Below are 15,616 nucleotides of genomic sequence, written 5' to 3' on the forward strand. Positions count from 1 at the left end.
AGCGAAAAACGGAGAGTTAAAAAACGCACATGGATTTGGAAGGGCAATATCTTACGGGATAAATAACATGGAAATGCAAGCTGCCATAGCTTTATTCACCGTAAATGTTAAAAGGATCTTGAAACTGGCCCGGGTATAATCAAAAACTGGTAGAAAATCGTTGAAAATCATCAAAATTAGTTCGGTATAGGCTTCAATAGAGAAATTTTAAAAGCTAGTGGCGAAAAAAAAGAAAGCGGCTAAGTCACTCTTGTCAATGACTTAGTCGCTTTCAAAATTTTACCTTCAGTTTTAGCTACTTTTTCAGTGGCCTCGGAAATTTTCGCCCCATTTTTTTTGAGTTTTTCCCTGCATATTTGACGGGATCAAAAAATTTTAATTAGAGAGAGGTTTTGGAAGGGAATAGCTAAATTAATGGTCCGTCATCAGCTCAAAACAAATGAAATATTTCCTTCGGAATTTTATCTCAAAAGCCAACTTTTCAAAAGGAATGCTCCTTTTGCTATTGTCCCCTCTGGTTTTTTATGCCTGTGGTACAGCGCCGGAGTCAAAGGGTGATCAAATCATTTTTACCAAGGGAGTTTATGGGAATCCAGGAACGCTTTTGGAAGCAGGCTATCGATTTGATTCACTTGGGATCAATGCCGTATTTGTAAGGAGTGGGGCACTCAATCCCGATTTTTATGCCAGCGCCAGCGCTCAGAATGCAAAAGTGTATGTGGAATTTGCCACTCTCAATGGTCAAAACTATCTCAAGAACCACCCCGAGGCCTGGCCGATCAATGAAAAGGGAGAGAAGGCTCCGGCAGCGGATTGGTTTCTTGGCATTTGTCCCACCAATGTGGCATTCAAAGAATTCCGATCCACGGAACTCAAAAGCATTCTCCAGGAATATCAAGTAGATGGGGTTTTTTTGGACTATGTTCATTTGCATGCACAATTCGAAACTGCAGCACCCATACTGCCGGAAACCTGTTTCTGCGACCATTGTACAGGGCTTTTTGGGGACCACATCGGAACCGATATTCCAGGCAGGAAAATAGCCGACCGCGCCACATGGATATTGACCAATACAGACAATGAGTGGAGGGCGTGGAGAAACAGTATTTTAAATGGTTGGGTGGAGGATTTAGGTTCCATCGTCAAGGAATATCAACCGGAAGCCAAATTGGGTGTTTTCCATTGCGCATGGTTTCCTGAGGACTACGATCAAGCCTTGTATCGAACACTGGGGATTGATCTTGCCGGTTTGGCTGAGCGGGCCGATGTACTTTCTCCGATGTTGTTTCATAAAATGTCTGACCGACCCACAGAATGGGTGGGGGAATATGTCGGCTGGCTGGATAAATTTACCGAGGCTGGTAAAATTGGATCCCCCTTGATCTGGCCGATCGTTCAGGCACATAACCATCCGGGAGTTGTCAGCCCTGAAGAATTCAGGGATGTCATGGAGCTAGGGTCAAGGTCACCGGCAACAGGGATCATGATGTTTTCAGATCAGTCCTTGCTGGAGGACCCAAGGAAGATTTTGGTGATGAAGGAGTTGTTCTTAATGAAAGAGGAATAGTATTCGGTTGTTCAATCGTTTTTCAAAATGCTGAAAGCCTTGTGTTTAGAAATGGCTAGCATCGAAAAATGTAGAGGATTCAGAAATTTAACCCGGGAGATGCATTGACAATTCTATTCAAGCCCGAAATGGCTTAATATATTTAGTCTTTGTTTACAATATTGAATTTAGAAGTCAGGAAGATGTGTTATTCTCCAAATAGTCTGGTTTTCTTGCAGTTTCAACCACCATTATGGAACGGAATGCACATTTCGGGTTAAAGGAAAAACCCAAAAATTAATATGATCAAGAAGGGACTTTGGGTAGTATTGGCGGTAATGGCCATCCTTATCGGGTTGTATCCCGCGATATATTTTCTGGTGGACAGAAAATTTGGGTTGTTGAATACGAAATCTGATGCATTGCTGACCTATGATTTTTGGAATGTCGGCTTTTATACCCACATCATTTTCGGCGGGATTGCATTGTTGATCGGTTGGACCCAATTCAGGGCAGGTTTTAGGAACCGTCACTTGAAACTACACAAGCGGATCGGTAAAGTATATGTTTTTGGGGCCTTGTTGAGTGCATTGGCTGGGATATACATTGGCCATTTTGCGACTGGGGGGCTTGTCTCGATGCTTGGTTTTATTTTATTGGGGATCCTTTGGTTTTACTTTACACTCATGGCCTATGTTACGATCAAGAAAAAACAAATTGACAACCACGAAAAAATGATGATCTACAGTTATGCCCTGTGTTTTTCCGCTGTGACGCTGAGAATTTGGCTCCCGCTATTGACGATGCTGTTTGGGGACTTTAATACCGCCTATCCGATTGTTGCGTGGCTTTGCTGGTTGCCCAATTTATTGGTTGCCTTTTTTATTGTGAGGGGGATATCTAAGGAAAAATGAAGCATTGCGGCTCATCTTTGATATGCTTTTTTAAGTCTTTCAATTCTAGAATCCCTCCCCAAACAGCCGATACAATTGCACATATCGATAAATGGAGACGGCAAAAGCGGAGAAGGACAAAAGAAAGATCAAACTTCGAGAAGTAGCCAATGCAGATAAGCGCTTCTTCTTGGCAATAAATTTCCATGTCCAGAAAACCACCCAATATATGAGTATGAAATAATAATGGGGGATAAATACCACTGGATTGATATTCTGAAATCCGCCACCATATTCCACCGCTGCCATGAGTTGCCAAATAGAGGCGCCAAAATGCCAGACCGACATGGCGATGAGGATTCCCATTGTTGATTTTTCCGGATGCAATCCCATAGAGCGCGTCAAGATAGCCATCGCGTGGAACAAGAGAATAAGGTCTACAAATAGACGAAAGCCACTGTAGGGACTGAAGGTGTAGGGAAAGACCCGGATCATCATGTGGTAGGCACTGACATAGTAGAAAACGAAGAGTAAGAATCCGGCTGCAACAAAAAGGTGTTGAATCGCTTCCTTTGTCGATTTTAGAGAAATTCTTCTGAACGCAGCATCGAGCTTCACGAAGCCGAGACTGAAAATGGCTCCAAAAATCACATCGATCATCCATGTCCAATTCTGTGTATTATCAGTTTCCATTTGTTGATGTCAAAAAAATCACCCTACAGCCCCTCTTTTTCTTCGATAAACCCGTGTTATGCATTACCAATTCCATTCAGTGATTCAATTACCCAATAATTAGTAGGTGGTTTACTGTTTTTGTCTTCACCACATCGGAACTATACCTTATTCTCCAAATAGTCTGGTTTTCTTGCAGTTTCAATCCCATGTGGAAACCACCTAATGCATATTTAGGGTTGAACTTTCCCCATGCTGTAAAGAATCCCTGGTAAAAGGCACAAACCTCACAGGCAGCATTTTGGTGATTTTTGTTTTGCCTTTCGATTTCTCCACCAGCATCAATTGTTGGGCCCCTCCGCTCGGCCCGACGGGAATGATCATCCTGCCACCTTCATTTAATTGCGCGATAAGAGGAGGGGGGATTTTTTGCGCCGCTGCAGTCACAATGATCGCATCAAAGGGCCCCTTTTCCGGCCAACCTTGATATCCATCTCCAATCTTTACATGGATATTGTCATATCCCATGGCTTTGAGTGCTTTCTCGGCCCTCAAACCCAATTGCGCTACGATTTCAATGGTATAGACCTCCTTAACGATTTCTGCCAAGACAGCGGCCTGATAGCCGGAACCCGTTCCTACCTCCAAGACTGTCATTCCTGGCTTTGGCCTAAGTATATCGGTCATGTAGGCCACTATGTAAGGCTGTGAAATCGTCTGTCCGCCACCAATCGGCAATGGACTATCGCTATAGGCATTTGCCCGCATGTTCTCTGGAACCAACTTGTGGCGTTCCACTTTGAGCATCGCTTCAATGACCTCTCGATTGGAGATCCCTCTGGCGACAATTTGGGTTTTGACCATTTGTTCCCGCTTGGATTGATAGGGATCCGTCTGTAATATGAAAAACATCAAGAATATTGGTAGATATTTCATGATTGAAAAAAAATATACCTGAAATTAATCATTTTTGGCTTAAATTGGATTACCTATTTCGATAATTTTTTATATATAAATTATTGCATTTGAGTTACTTAAATATTTTTTAATAATGGCAGAATACAAAAAAAGGAAAATAATAGGATAGGCAATCAACCTGAGGAGGCAGAAATGTTTTGTCCCAAAAAGCGTTTGAGGACGGTCGATGCGGTCGCCTTGATCGTCGGGATTGTCATTGGAGCGGGTATCTTCCGAACGCCTTCCTTAGTGGCGGCAAATGTCGGATCTGGGGTAGAAATAATTCTGGTATGGGTGATTGGTGGCTTGGTTTCCTTGATCGGGGCACTCTGTTATGCGGAACTGGTGAGTACTTTCCCCAACACAGGAGGGGATTATTATTTTTTGAGGCTGGCTTTTGGGAAGCGGATCGCATTTCTTTTTGCCTGGGCGAGAATGACAGTCATACAGACTGGTTCCATAGCCTTGCTCGCCTTTATCTTTGGAGATTACGCAAGCCAGATCTATTCTTTAGGTAAATTTTCCGCTGTCATCTATGCAGCATCCGTAGTGCTATTCCTTACTGCAATCAATATTGCCGGAATAAGAAAAGGGACCGAGACACAAAAATTACTCACTGTAGTGGAGGTACTGGGACTGGCACTTGTGATTGTAGTTGGCTTTTTCTTTGTGCCAGAAGCTGAGTTTTCCATACTTCCCGATTCCCACCCATCATCAGACAATTCAATGGGCTTAGCTATGGTATTTGTCCTGCTTACTTTTGGGGGATGGAATGAAGCTGCCTATATCTCTGCCGAAATGCGCTTCGGCCAAAGATCAGTGGTAAAGGCTTTGATGATGAGTATTGTTTTGATTACGGTTATTTACCTTCTAGTCAACCTGGCTTTGTTGAATGCCTTGGGTCAGGTTGGCATGTCCGGATCTGATGCCGTGGCGGTAGATCTTATGAGGTTGGCGTTTGGGAAATGGGGAGTCCTGATGATTTCCGCATTGGTGGCAATTTCTGCATTGGCTTCTGCCAATGCCACGATATTTACGGGCGCACGTTCCAATTATGCAATGGGAAGGGATTTCGCTGGATTTAAACTGATCGGGGATTGGAAAGTTAAGAATTCCGTACCAGTCAATGCCTTTTTACTCCAGGGTGTGATTTCCTTGATTCTGATTGGCATGGGGCTTTTTACCCGCAGTGGCTTTGAGACCATGGTTGAATATACCGCTCCGGTATTTTGGTTTTTTCTATTGTTGGTTGGCTTATCCTTGTTTATCCTTAGGAGGAAAGAACCTGAAGCCATTCGGCCTTTTCGAGTACCATTTTTCCCCTTGCTTCCCATTGGATTCTGTATGACAAGTCTTTATTTACTTTATTCCAGTATTGTATACACCAGTTGGGGAGCGTTTTTGGGAATAGCAGTTTTAGGTTTGGGTTTATTGTTGCAGTTCATAAATCCATCCCTACTTGAGGATATTGGAAATGGTTCTGAGTAATTGCTTTGTGTCAAGTTGGTTTTTGGTGTTCAGGAAGATAGCCGTTCGCCATTTGGGTCTTATTTATTGATTTTGAATCGTATTTTGCGTAAGGATAATTTCCGTGAAAGAATGGAAAAATGTTGTGTTATGCTGTTCATTGAATCCTTTTTTCTTTCTTTAAATAAGAATACTCAAATTAGGGTTTCATGATCAAAAACATGCGATTTAAATCCAGTTGGGTTAATTAGGAATATTTTTTTTCTGATAAGTGAAATATTTAGCTTTAATTTGATAATTAATTCACCCAAAAATTATATTTATTTTCATGTCAGGCAATTCAGTCATTCCTAAAAATGAACTAGAAAGGATTATTCGGCTTAGTGAATTTGATTTGGATTACTTGGACTTGGAGGACAATTTCAAGGACTTGACCAGACTTGCAGCTAAGGTAGCCAATACGGAAATCTCCCTAGTCAATCTCATTGATACCTTTACCCAATGGAGTGTTTCCAGCCATAATTTGGATTTGAAGCAAATGTCCAGAGATCAATCTGTGTGTCAATATACCATCATGGATGAGATTCCCTTAGAGGTCAAAGATCTTTCTCAGGATGATCGCTTCAAGGATAAAGTATATGTCACGGAAGGACCGGAATTGAAGTATTATTTCGGGATTCCATTAAAAGTAGGAGAAGGTATTAATTTTGGGGCCTTGTGTGTTCTAGACAAGTATCCCAAAGAAATCAGCCCCGAGAAAGTTGAACTGCTTCAAATCATTGCCTCTGAAATCGTGAATAGGATAAAAGCGATCAAAGCGATTCAGGATCTGAAGAATGAAGTAAGGGAAATCCAAAAAACCAATAAAAAAGTCGCGCATGATATCAGGGGGCCGATAGGTGGAATCATTGGTCTTGCTCAGATCATCCAACAACAAGGAGACGAAAACAAACTTGAAGAAGTGTTGGAGTTTATTCATTTGATTCAAAAAAGCGGGAAATCCATCTTGGAGCTTGCAGACGAGATTTTGACGGAAGATTATAGGTTGCCAAAAGAAATGGTGAAAAAGATCAATCCGCATACGGAATTCAATCTGGTCACGCTCAAGCAAAAGATCGTGGACATGTATGCTCCGCAAGCCTTGCTCAAGAACATAGAATTGCTGGTCATCAACAGCAACATTTCCCAAGAGGTTAATTTCCCCAAGAACAAGCTAATGCAAATTGTTGGGAATTTGATTTCCAATGCATTGAAATTCACTCCCGAGCAAGGAAGAGTTACCGTTAATCTGGACTTGGAGGAAGAAGAGAACAGGATCAACTTAAAAATCAAGGTCCGGGACACAGGAGTTGGATTGACTCCCGAAAAAATTGAGGAAATCACCAATGGTGTTTCCAGTTCTGTCAATGGCACCAATGGTGAAATGGGATATGGCTTTGGATTGAATCTGGTCAGACATCTGATCAATGGCATGAAAGGCACTTTTGATATCACCTCCTCTAAAGATAATGGAGCGGTGTTTTCGGTCGAGTTACCGCTTTGATAAGTGTTGGTTTTGGAGGAGTCAGTTTTTCAACTCCTCCAAAACTCTTTTTTGATTGTTTACAGGATTGGCATACATGGCCAGAAAGCTTTTTACTGCCGTTGGATTGTTGAGATCAACTCCTTTTCTAAATCTTTTTTCAAACAGGGTTTTTTCATCAGCAGTATATTTGTCAGCATACTCAGCATCTTCATACAAAAGGTCATGGGCAATGTAATTGGTTGGCCATAATTTGTACCCGGCGAGGATGTGTCTGTCGAGTAGGTCTGCCAATAGCTGAAGTTGCTTGCTTGGGACGGGTTCTGTTTTGGAAATCAAATCAATATCCGGAGTCAGAATCTCCCCAATGTGGATATGGATTCTTTTTTTCTGACCGATGATGCCATTGAGGAGTGTCAAGAAATCCTCGTTTTCACCTTTTACATAAATTTCTGAATTTGCTTTCGCTAGCAATTCAGGCATTTTAAGTACATCAGTCGGGTCATATTCATAGGAAATGGAAACCGGAACGACATTTATTTTTTTGAAATATTCAATGGCCGTTTCATCATTTTCCGTGGCCATCGACAACATCTTCAGTACGCCCCTGTGGGTGACATCGTTTCCATCCTTGGTCCTTCCTTCCCGCTGTGCAATCCAAACCGATCGGTTTTCTCTGATCAAGGAATGTCGGATATAGGCGGCAACGTTTTTGGAACTCTCTAGCAATTCGCGGGATTGCAGTCCGCGTTTGATCATAAAATTTCTGGTGATCCGAGAAAGGGTTCTCAAGAAAGGCTTCTTTACCAAATTGTCACCAATAGCAGACGTAGTCATCGTCAACCCATGTTCAAAGAGACAGGAGTTCAAAAGAGAGGTGTCTAAAATAATATCACGATGATTGGAAATGAAAAGGTAAGAACAGTTTTTTTCAAGTTTTTCGAATCCAGAGGTGGTCAAACCCTCAGAGCTTTTTTCCAGGACCTTTTGTATTCCAGGATAGATGAAGTTGATCTGAAAATCCCTAATGGAGTGGCAATGAAGCATCAAGTCCTTCCAGTAATCGTCAGCAACACCAGGGAAAGTGAAATTCATCATCGCCTTCAACATAGGATGATCGATGATTTCGCGGATGGCTCCATTTACTTCAGTATCATAAAAAGGTCTTATATCTTCAAAAGATGACATGCTTTAGTGTTTAGTGCTTCTGCAAAGAAACAAAATTTTAACCAATTGGACAGATAGGATTTTAACTAGGGATTGTTTTATACGGGCAAAAATCGAAAATTCAGGGAAACAAAGCCCATATTTAAAGATTAGTCCTGCTGGAGGGTATGTTTTTCTCCGGGTTTGTATTGGAAAGCTGTATGCTTCTCCACATCATTTCTGTAGAAATTTACATCCTTGAAAACACCTTTTGAGTACATTTCTGCCTGATCATCAAAATGAGGGGAGGATGGATCACCACTTTGACCCCCGGCCAAAATGCTTTTCGCCTTTAAAGTTTTTCCAAATTCCACCACGGCGACAAAGCTGTTGCCTACGTTCCCATACCATTTCTTGGTATTGGTGTAGGGCCTGCTGCCAAAGGCTGCCAAAGAACCCCATTGGGAGGAGGTGAATCCCACGGGTAAGCTGGCTTTGGAATCGTCAAATTCTGATGCGATGTTTCCTGTGATTCGTTGAAATCGGTTGATTTCTCCCCAAGGGGTCTTCCATGTGCCAAAATCATTTTCTAATCTTTCGAGGGCTTTTTCCAGTGCCGAGATCTTCATTTCATCGGAAGCATGCTCGGCCAAGAAATCAAAAACATAAGCGTTTTCGGGTCTTTCCAAGGTTCTGGTATCAACCAAGAGCTGGGTTGCCCAAAAGATGGCAATGGAGGTTCCAACGGATTCAGCATGGGTTTCTTTGTCCCAATCTCTTAAGACTTGGATGGGATTCCGTAGTTTGGCTTTGTTGGGATTTTTGTTGGAAAGGTTTTCATAAGCTTGAAACAACGAAGGAATCAAAGGTTCAAAAGCCATCAAATAAGGATCATAGGCTGTTTCGATCAAAGATTCAAGCGTGAAATTCTTTTTACCAGTCAAAACCCTTACGGCATTGAGCCCTCGGGCATTTTCTTGATCCCAAGCTACGTAGGAAGGGTAATCGGAAGGTTTTGGACTGTAAGGACCTGCTGCGGTAAAAGGGCTCGAGTTGCAGTTTTGGATCCACCCGTTGGTTGGATTGTGAAGGTAAATCATCTCTTCGAGTCGATGCAGACCTTTCCAATCCGTTTCTGGGTTACTGCCATCCACTACTCCTTTCCAATCGAATTCCGGATTCCTGATAGGGACAAAATTTCCATGATAGTAAACGATGTTTCCATCCCGATCCGCGTAAACGGTGTTGTTTGAGGAATTGGTTTTGAGGTTCATCACGGATTTGTATTCGTGGTGGTTTTTTGTCTTGGTTCTCTTGAAAGATTGGGTGAGTGCTTTTTCCCGTTCTACCATCAGTGAAATGGCTATCCATTTTCCGCTTTCTTCCCGGATTACAGGCCCATGATGGCTATAGAAGGCCGTAATTTCCCTTTCTAGGATTTGGTCATTTTCCTTGTACTTTAATTTGATTGTTTTCTCCTCCAAGGCCCTCCATTCCTCACCAAATCGATACTGGTATTTTCCCTCTTTCTCTGCTACTGTCAATGCGAAATGGTCAATGGCATCCGCCTTACTCGAAGTATGCATCCATCCATTGAATTCGTTGAATCCTTGGTAAACAAAAAACTGTCCCCATGTTACTGCTCCGTAGGCATTTAATCCTGTTTCACTTACCATGTGGACTTCCGGACGAAAATAAAACGAGGTATGTGGATTGATCAAGAGCAGTGCATTCCCATTTTTGGTTTTCGATGGAGAGATGGCAAAACCATTTGAACCCCTTGGCTCTTCATCAAAATTCCTTTCAGTCAAAGTCAAATTGTTGCCGAAATCTTTGTCGTAAAATTTTTTGAGATCGGTTTGGGAGATCGTCTCGATGTCTCCACCGATACTTCCTTCACTGAAAGTAAGCGCCATCCAAGGTTCAAACTTCGTGATGAGTTTTGGCTTTGTCTCAGGGTGGGTGTATAGGTAATAATTGATTCCATCGGCCCAAGCATCCATAAGCTCTTGTAACCATTCTGGACTGTTTTCATATTCTTTTTTAACGACTTCCTCATCTATATAAAGCTTCATTCTGAGGTCAGCGTAAAGTTGATTGCTTCCTTCGACCTCCGCCATCCTTCCCTGTGAGACGATGAAGTTTACCTCAATCCTGTTGAAATCATCCTCGCATTGGGCGTAAAGCAAGCCGAAGACTGCATCGGCATCGGTTTTTCCATAGACATGGGGAATTCCCCATTGATCACGGATGATTTCGGTGTTTTGGGAACGCAATTCCCAGCGTGCAAGATCTGTTTGCGCAAAACTGAGGAGACTGCAGCTTAAACCTAAAAGAAGAAGTATGGATTTTTTCAACATTCGGTGGGTGTTTAATTCATAGGTTTAAAATAGGATAAAATATCCGATTACCTATTGATTTTCATTATAAAGCCCTATTGTTTTGAGCAAGGATGGGATTGCTTACTGTAAATTTTTCTTGAATTCTCTGCTGATAAACAGCATGTGAAAGGGGAGGGCATCTGACCAATATTCCCAAGTATGCGCTCCTGGCCTTTCGGTATATTCATGTGGTATCCCATTTTCGAGCAATAACTCATGGATTTGTCGGTTGGTGGCGATCAGGAAATCATCTACACCACAATCAATAAGCAAAGCAATGCCATTTGATTTCATCTTGTCCACCAATCCTACTGCCGTGTATTGGCTAAAAGGAGAATCATATTGTATTTCACCCAACATCTTGGCTTGGTCTTGTCGTCTTTGGCTGGCGAACTCTGGATTGACCGTCCACAATCGGGTGTCGATATTCATGACTCCACTCATACTTCCCGCAGCGATAAATAATTCCGGGTTCTTGGCACTCAGCATCATTGCTCCGTGTCCACCCATGGAAAGTCCTGTAATGGCACGGCCTTTTCTGTCTGAAATGGTCTTGTACTTACCATCGATAAAGGGAATCAATTCCTTGGTGAGATAACTTTCGTATTGGACAGAATCCATCTGTGGGCTATCAAAATAATAACTCGATGGACCAACTCCCGGAGTGACGATGAGCACTTGGTACTGATTGACCAAATCGATCAGCAGGTTGGGGTCAGTGGTTTTGTTGTGCCAATCGCTGAATCTTCCCGATCCCCCATGGAGGAGATACACTACTGGGAAGTTGTGCGTGGCTTCTTTGTAGCCGTCAGGGAAGACTATTGCTGCCTTCAGCGTTTTGTCCATTACCTTGCTGTACACTTCTACGGTATCCACCTGTCCAATGGCCTGAAAAATAAAAAACAAAAGAAACACGCCTGTTAGAAGCTTTTTCATGGTTAAAAGAGGGTTTATTGGGGAAGCAAACAAAGATTGATGTTTTGAAAGGGATGATTTTTATTCTTAAATTTTTTAAGAAGATAATGAAGTGAGAAGACCAATCCTCAACTTGGTTAATGACAAGTGAAGGATTGGTCCCCGTTATTTCCCTAGTGGAATTTCTTCAATTGCTCTTGTTGGGCGACTGAGGAAAAACCCGTTGTTAGGCGTTCCGCATAGTCATCCAAAAGGGCAAGGACACGCTCCTGTGTTTTGGCCTTTACGATAAGTCCTGCGTGATATTCCAGCGGAACCCTGAAATACACTTCTGGATCATTGAACTCTGACAAATCCGGTTGTTCGAACTTGGAAAGTGTCAAAACGATCCCAGCATAGTCTTTCCGGACTTTGGGCAATTTGTATTTATACCCTTTTGCAAGGGAATCCTCAATTCTGGCCCATTCTTCCCAAAGGTTTACGCCGGTAGCGGCCTCCACCATTTCAGCCAAATGGGCACCCCCTACGCGGGAGGAAGTTTCCAGGAAGTATATTTTACCATCTTCTTTGGACTTGATGAACTCGGTATGTGTCGCACCGCTTTTCATTCCAAATGCTTTCATGACTTCACTGTTGGCCTTGTTGATCGCCTTGTCGTCCTCAGATTTGTAGGGGAGATTTGCACTTCTGAAGATTCCTCCGCCTTGGGAAATTTCCATTGGGGTGGATAAGTATCTCGATACGGTACAAAACAAGGTTTTTCCTTCCAGGTTCAATCCGTCCGCATGGAAGACATCTCCAGGCTTGAATTGCTCCACGAGATAACGGATTCTATTTTCTTCCAATGCATGGATATGGTGCCATAGGCTTTCTTTGTCTTCCACCTTGATGATGCCATTTGCGGAAGCTTCAGAGCGGGGCTTTAGCACCCATGGTGCAGGAACGGTATCGGCGAAATGATTGATTTCGTCATCATTGAAAAGCGCTGCAAATTCAGGAACCAAGACGCCTGAAGATTTTGCTTTCATGCGCATGGCCAATTTGTCACGGAAAAACCTACCGGTGGTTTGTCCCATCCCGGGAATCCGGAGGTTTTCCCTCAGAAAAGTAGCCTTTTCGACATCATAATCATCCAATGCCACGATGGATTCCACTTTGTTGGATTTCATCAAATTGGCAACTCCGAGCAAGAGATGATCCATATTCCAGTCCAGATCCTGACCGGGCATGTAGAAAATCTCATCGATGTAAGCAAATGGCCAAGGTTTGTCCCGCAGGTTTTCGGAAGTGATGAGGTAAACTTTGTTGCCCAATTTTTTTAACTCGGTCAAAAATGCTCCGCCTTTAAAAAAGTTGGAGACACAAATAAAGGTTTTAGCGGTCTCGGCCATGGTCTATTTATTTTTTTTATATTTTCTCCAACAAATTAAGCAATAAATGCATACCAAATCCAGTAGCATGTTTGGTTTTTGCAAATTCCGAATCCCCGAATGCAGTTCCCGCGATGTCGATATGTGCCCAGGAACCATGATTTTCTGTAAAAGCCTCCAAGAACTTTGCGGCGACGATGGCACCTGCAAAGGGTTTTCCATGGTAATTTTTCAAATCGGCAATTTCACTTTCGATTTCAGGTTGATATACATCCCAAAGTGGCAAAGGCCAAACCCTTTCCCCAATACTTTCCCCACTTTTCTGGAGATTTTGGGATAGATCGATGTCATTGGTAAACAAGGCGGCACATTCATATCCGAATGTACCGACCGTGCTGCCTGTCAAAGTAGCCAAGTCAATCACGGTATCGGGCTGATGATTTTTGATCAAATAAGAAAGCCCATCTGCAAGTATCAATCTGCCTTCGGCATCCGTATCGATGATTTCAATTGTTTTCCCAGCATAACTTCCGATTACATCAGAAGGGAGAAACGCTTGATTGTCCACCGAATTTTCCACGCAGGGAACGATAGCAGTAACTTTCACGGGCAATTTCAGATCGGCGATGGCTTGCATGGCACCCAAAACAGCCGCAGCACCACCCATATCACATTTCATGTGGACCATACCGGCGGTTTTGATGTTCAGCCCTCCGGTATCGAAAGTAACCCCTTTTCCCACCAGACCGATGTGTTTCTTGGGATTTTCAGGATTGTATTGGGCTATGATGAACTGCGGTTCTCTGTGGCTTCCCTGACTGACGGCCAAAAAAGCATCCAGATGTTGTTCTTTCGCTTCGGCTCTTCCCAATACCTTGACTTCAAAGCCAAATGTCTTCCCCGCATTTCTTGCCCAATCGGAGAGGTATTCAGGGGTGACGGTATTGGAGGGAAGATCGACCAGGTTAAATACCTGAAGTTGGGCGTTTGCGATTTTCGAAGCTCTTTCCGCGATCTTTTCCGCATCCTCAGATGATGAAGAAATCCGGAGAGAAACGTTCTCCCAATCCAATTTGGGTTCTTCTGTTTTTTTGAAATGTCCCAATCGATAGGTGCCCAAATAAAGCCCGGAAACTGCAGCCTCCAAAAAAGAATCCTTCATTTCTTCCTGAATTGCCAATAAGGCTCCTTTTTCAAACAAGCGCGATTGCTTGGCGGTCAACCTTCGGAAAGCTGTTTGTATTGTTTTGTAGTCAGGATTTTTCCCCAAACCAATCAAAAGATAGGTCCTTTCAGACGCAGAGTCTTCCAATAGGAATTGGGTATCTTTTTTTCCTGAAAAAAGGACAGAGGAGATTTTGAGGTTTTGAAAATCTGTAGGGTATCGGAGCGATTCACTTTCCTCAAATGGAAGCAGAATCAATCCTTTGTGATTTTGTGGGAGACGATCAATCGATATTTTCATGTTTTTTTGGAATGGGGTGAAAAGCAGGTCAAAGGGTACCGGCATTTGGGATCAGTGGTGGTCGATCTCTTTGATGAATTAAGAGATTGGAAATCTTATGCCTTATCGTTAAAGAACAACCATTCAATTGCCTTTGGGAATTCGTCACTCCAATAGGTCTCATTGTGTTTGCCTTCTTCATTGATACTGAGATTGATTTTCATGTTTTGCCTTTCGGGATCGTTTTTGCGAAGACGTTTTTTGAACTTCACAACATGTTTAACCATCGTCTCACTTTCTTCACCTCCAGCGTATAGGTATATTTTGGTTTCTGCGGGATCGTAAAAATCAAGAAAGGAAAATTTTATTTTAGGGATGACCCATAGGGAAGGGGAGAAGATCATCAATTTTCCATACACCTCAGGATACATCAGTCCACTAAAGATACTCACGAGTCCGCCCATCGAACTCCCACCAATTCCCGTGAATTCCCGGTCGGGTTTTGTCCTGAAATTTTTATCTACGAATGGCTTTAGTGTATCGGTCACAAAACGGATGTACTTTTTTCCCTGTCCTTCACCGAGCAGTGTTTTTCCGACATTGTATTCCAAAACCCTTTCTTTTTCCGCATGCTCGATGGCGATGATGATGATTTTACCAATCCCATAGTCAGACATGACGGCAAGTTTTTTGTCGATTTGCCAGTTGCCATAAGCAGCATTTTCATTGAAGAGATTTTGGGCATCTTGAAGATACAGCACAGGATATACCTCATCCGAAGTGTCGTAGTCGTGTGGCAACAAAGCCCACACCTTACGGGTTTTATTCAATTGGGGGATCTCAAACTCCTTGGAAATGAGGTGAACTTTGGGGAGTTGGCTGGGCCGGAAAGGCAGCCAGTTGCGTCGCCACCTGTATACATGTTCTTCTCGAATCCCCTCAAATGATGTGCAGGAGCGATTTGGGGTCTTGTTTCCATATTGGTCAATCTCCACTTCAGACCAATCTCCCTTTGTGAATTTGTACAACAACTCTTCTGGGAATTTGAAATCACCGGGAAAATCAAACGCATAATTCCCTTCGGACACTTTTTCTAAGAGGAACCTTCTGTCTTGTGTTTGCCAATTGTTGAAGTTCCCGGAAATATACACGGGTCTATCATCGTCATCATCTGTAGAAACCTGGATGATGAAGCGGGTGTTTTTCTCGATGTGATTATCAGGAGTCAAAACCGAATCTTCTTTAAAAGCCATTTCATAAATTCATTTAGCCAATTATTTCCAACTACTGGGTGCGAATAGTT

General features: G+C 42.8%; 12 protein-coding genes. 4 read left to right on the top strand and 8 right to left on the bottom strand.

The features are described 5' to 3' along the window. Window positions 1–439: 439 nt before the first annotated feature. Both F824_RS0124120 and F824_RS0124125 read left to right on the top strand, forming a co-directional pair. Complete coding sequence (locus F824_RS0124120; RefSeq protein ID WP_019600514.1) at window positions 440–1,567, top strand: glycoside hydrolase family 10 protein; 1,128 nt, start codon at window positions 440–442, stop codon at window positions 1,565–1,567. Window positions 1,568–1,848: 281 nt separating this feature from the next. Beyond that, complete coding sequence (locus tag F824_RS0124125) at window positions 1,849–2,460, top strand: DUF2306 domain-containing protein (protein ID WP_019600515.1); 612 nt, start codon at window positions 1,849–1,851, stop codon at window positions 2,458–2,460. Between the two features lie 45 nt (window positions 2,461–2,505). Here the strand turns inward: F824_RS0124125 and F824_RS0124130 are convergent, their stop codons facing one another. Continuing rightward, complete coding sequence (locus tag F824_RS0124130; protein WP_019600516.1) at window positions 2,506–3,132, bottom strand: hypothetical protein; 627 nt, start codon at window positions 3,130–3,132, stop codon at window positions 2,506–2,508. 201 nt (window positions 3,133–3,333) lie between these two features. Further along, window positions 3,334–4,047 (bottom strand): protein-L-isoaspartate(D-aspartate) O-methyltransferase, encoded by a 714-nt coding sequence (locus tag F824_RS0124135; protein WP_139189926.1) that lies wholly within the window; start codon window positions 4,045–4,047, stop codon window positions 3,334–3,336. Window positions 4,048–4,221: 174 nt separating this feature from the next. Between F824_RS0124135 and F824_RS0124140 the strand changes: the two genes are divergently transcribed. Then, window positions 4,222–5,556: an APC family permease gene (locus tag F824_RS0124140; RefSeq protein WP_051107592.1), complete on the top strand. Its 1,335-nt coding sequence runs from the start codon at window positions 4,222–4,224 to the stop codon at window positions 5,554–5,556. A gap of 307 nt (window positions 5,557–5,863) precedes the next feature. Then, entirely contained in the window at window positions 5,864–7,078 is a 1,215-nt protein-coding gene (locus F824_RS0124145; protein ID WP_019600519.1) for a GAF domain-containing sensor histidine kinase, read from the top strand. A gap of 21 nt (window positions 7,079–7,099) precedes the next feature. Here F824_RS0124145 and F824_RS0124150 read toward each other — a convergent pair whose 3' ends face one another. The 6 genes from F824_RS0124150 to F824_RS0124175 all read right to left on the bottom strand — a co-directional run bounded on the left by F824_RS0124150 (window position 7,100) and on the right by F824_RS0124175 (window position 15,566). Then, window positions 7,100–8,245, bottom strand: coding sequence for a 1-acyl-sn-glycerol-3-phosphate acyltransferase (locus F824_RS0124150; RefSeq protein WP_019600520.1), 1,146 nt, complete (start codon window positions 8,243–8,245; stop codon window positions 7,100–7,102). A gap of 128 nt (window positions 8,246–8,373) precedes the next feature. Next, complete coding sequence (locus tag F824_RS0124155; protein ID WP_019600521.1) at window positions 8,374–10,563, bottom strand: acylase; 2,190 nt, start codon at window positions 10,561–10,563, stop codon at window positions 8,374–8,376. 102 nt (window positions 10,564–10,665) lie between these two features. Next, on the bottom strand, window positions 10,666–11,520 hold the full coding sequence (locus F824_RS0124160; RefSeq protein WP_019600522.1) for an alpha/beta hydrolase: 855 nt from the start codon (window positions 11,518–11,520) through the stop codon (window positions 10,666–10,668). A gap of 152 nt (window positions 11,521–11,672) precedes the next feature. Beyond that, window positions 11,673–12,890 (bottom strand): ATP-grasp domain-containing protein, encoded by a 1,218-nt coding sequence (locus F824_RS0124165; RefSeq protein WP_019600523.1) that lies wholly within the window; start codon window positions 12,888–12,890, stop codon window positions 11,673–11,675. Window positions 12,891–12,906: 16 nt separating this feature from the next. Beyond that, window positions 12,907–14,334, bottom strand: coding sequence for a leucyl aminopeptidase family protein (locus F824_RS0124170; protein WP_026333905.1), 1,428 nt, complete (start codon window positions 14,332–14,334; stop codon window positions 12,907–12,909). A gap of 95 nt (window positions 14,335–14,429) precedes the next feature. Continuing rightward, window positions 14,430–15,566: an alpha/beta hydrolase gene (locus tag F824_RS0124175; RefSeq protein WP_019600525.1), complete on the bottom strand. Its 1,137-nt coding sequence runs from the start codon at window positions 15,564–15,566 to the stop codon at window positions 14,430–14,432. Between the last annotated feature and the right edge of the window lie 50 nt (window positions 15,567–15,616).

Source organism: Rhodonellum psychrophilum GCM71 = DSM 17998 (assembly GCF_000381545.1).
GTDB lineage: Bacteria > Bacteroidota > Bacteroidia > Cytophagales > Cyclobacteriaceae > Rhodonellum > Rhodonellum psychrophilum.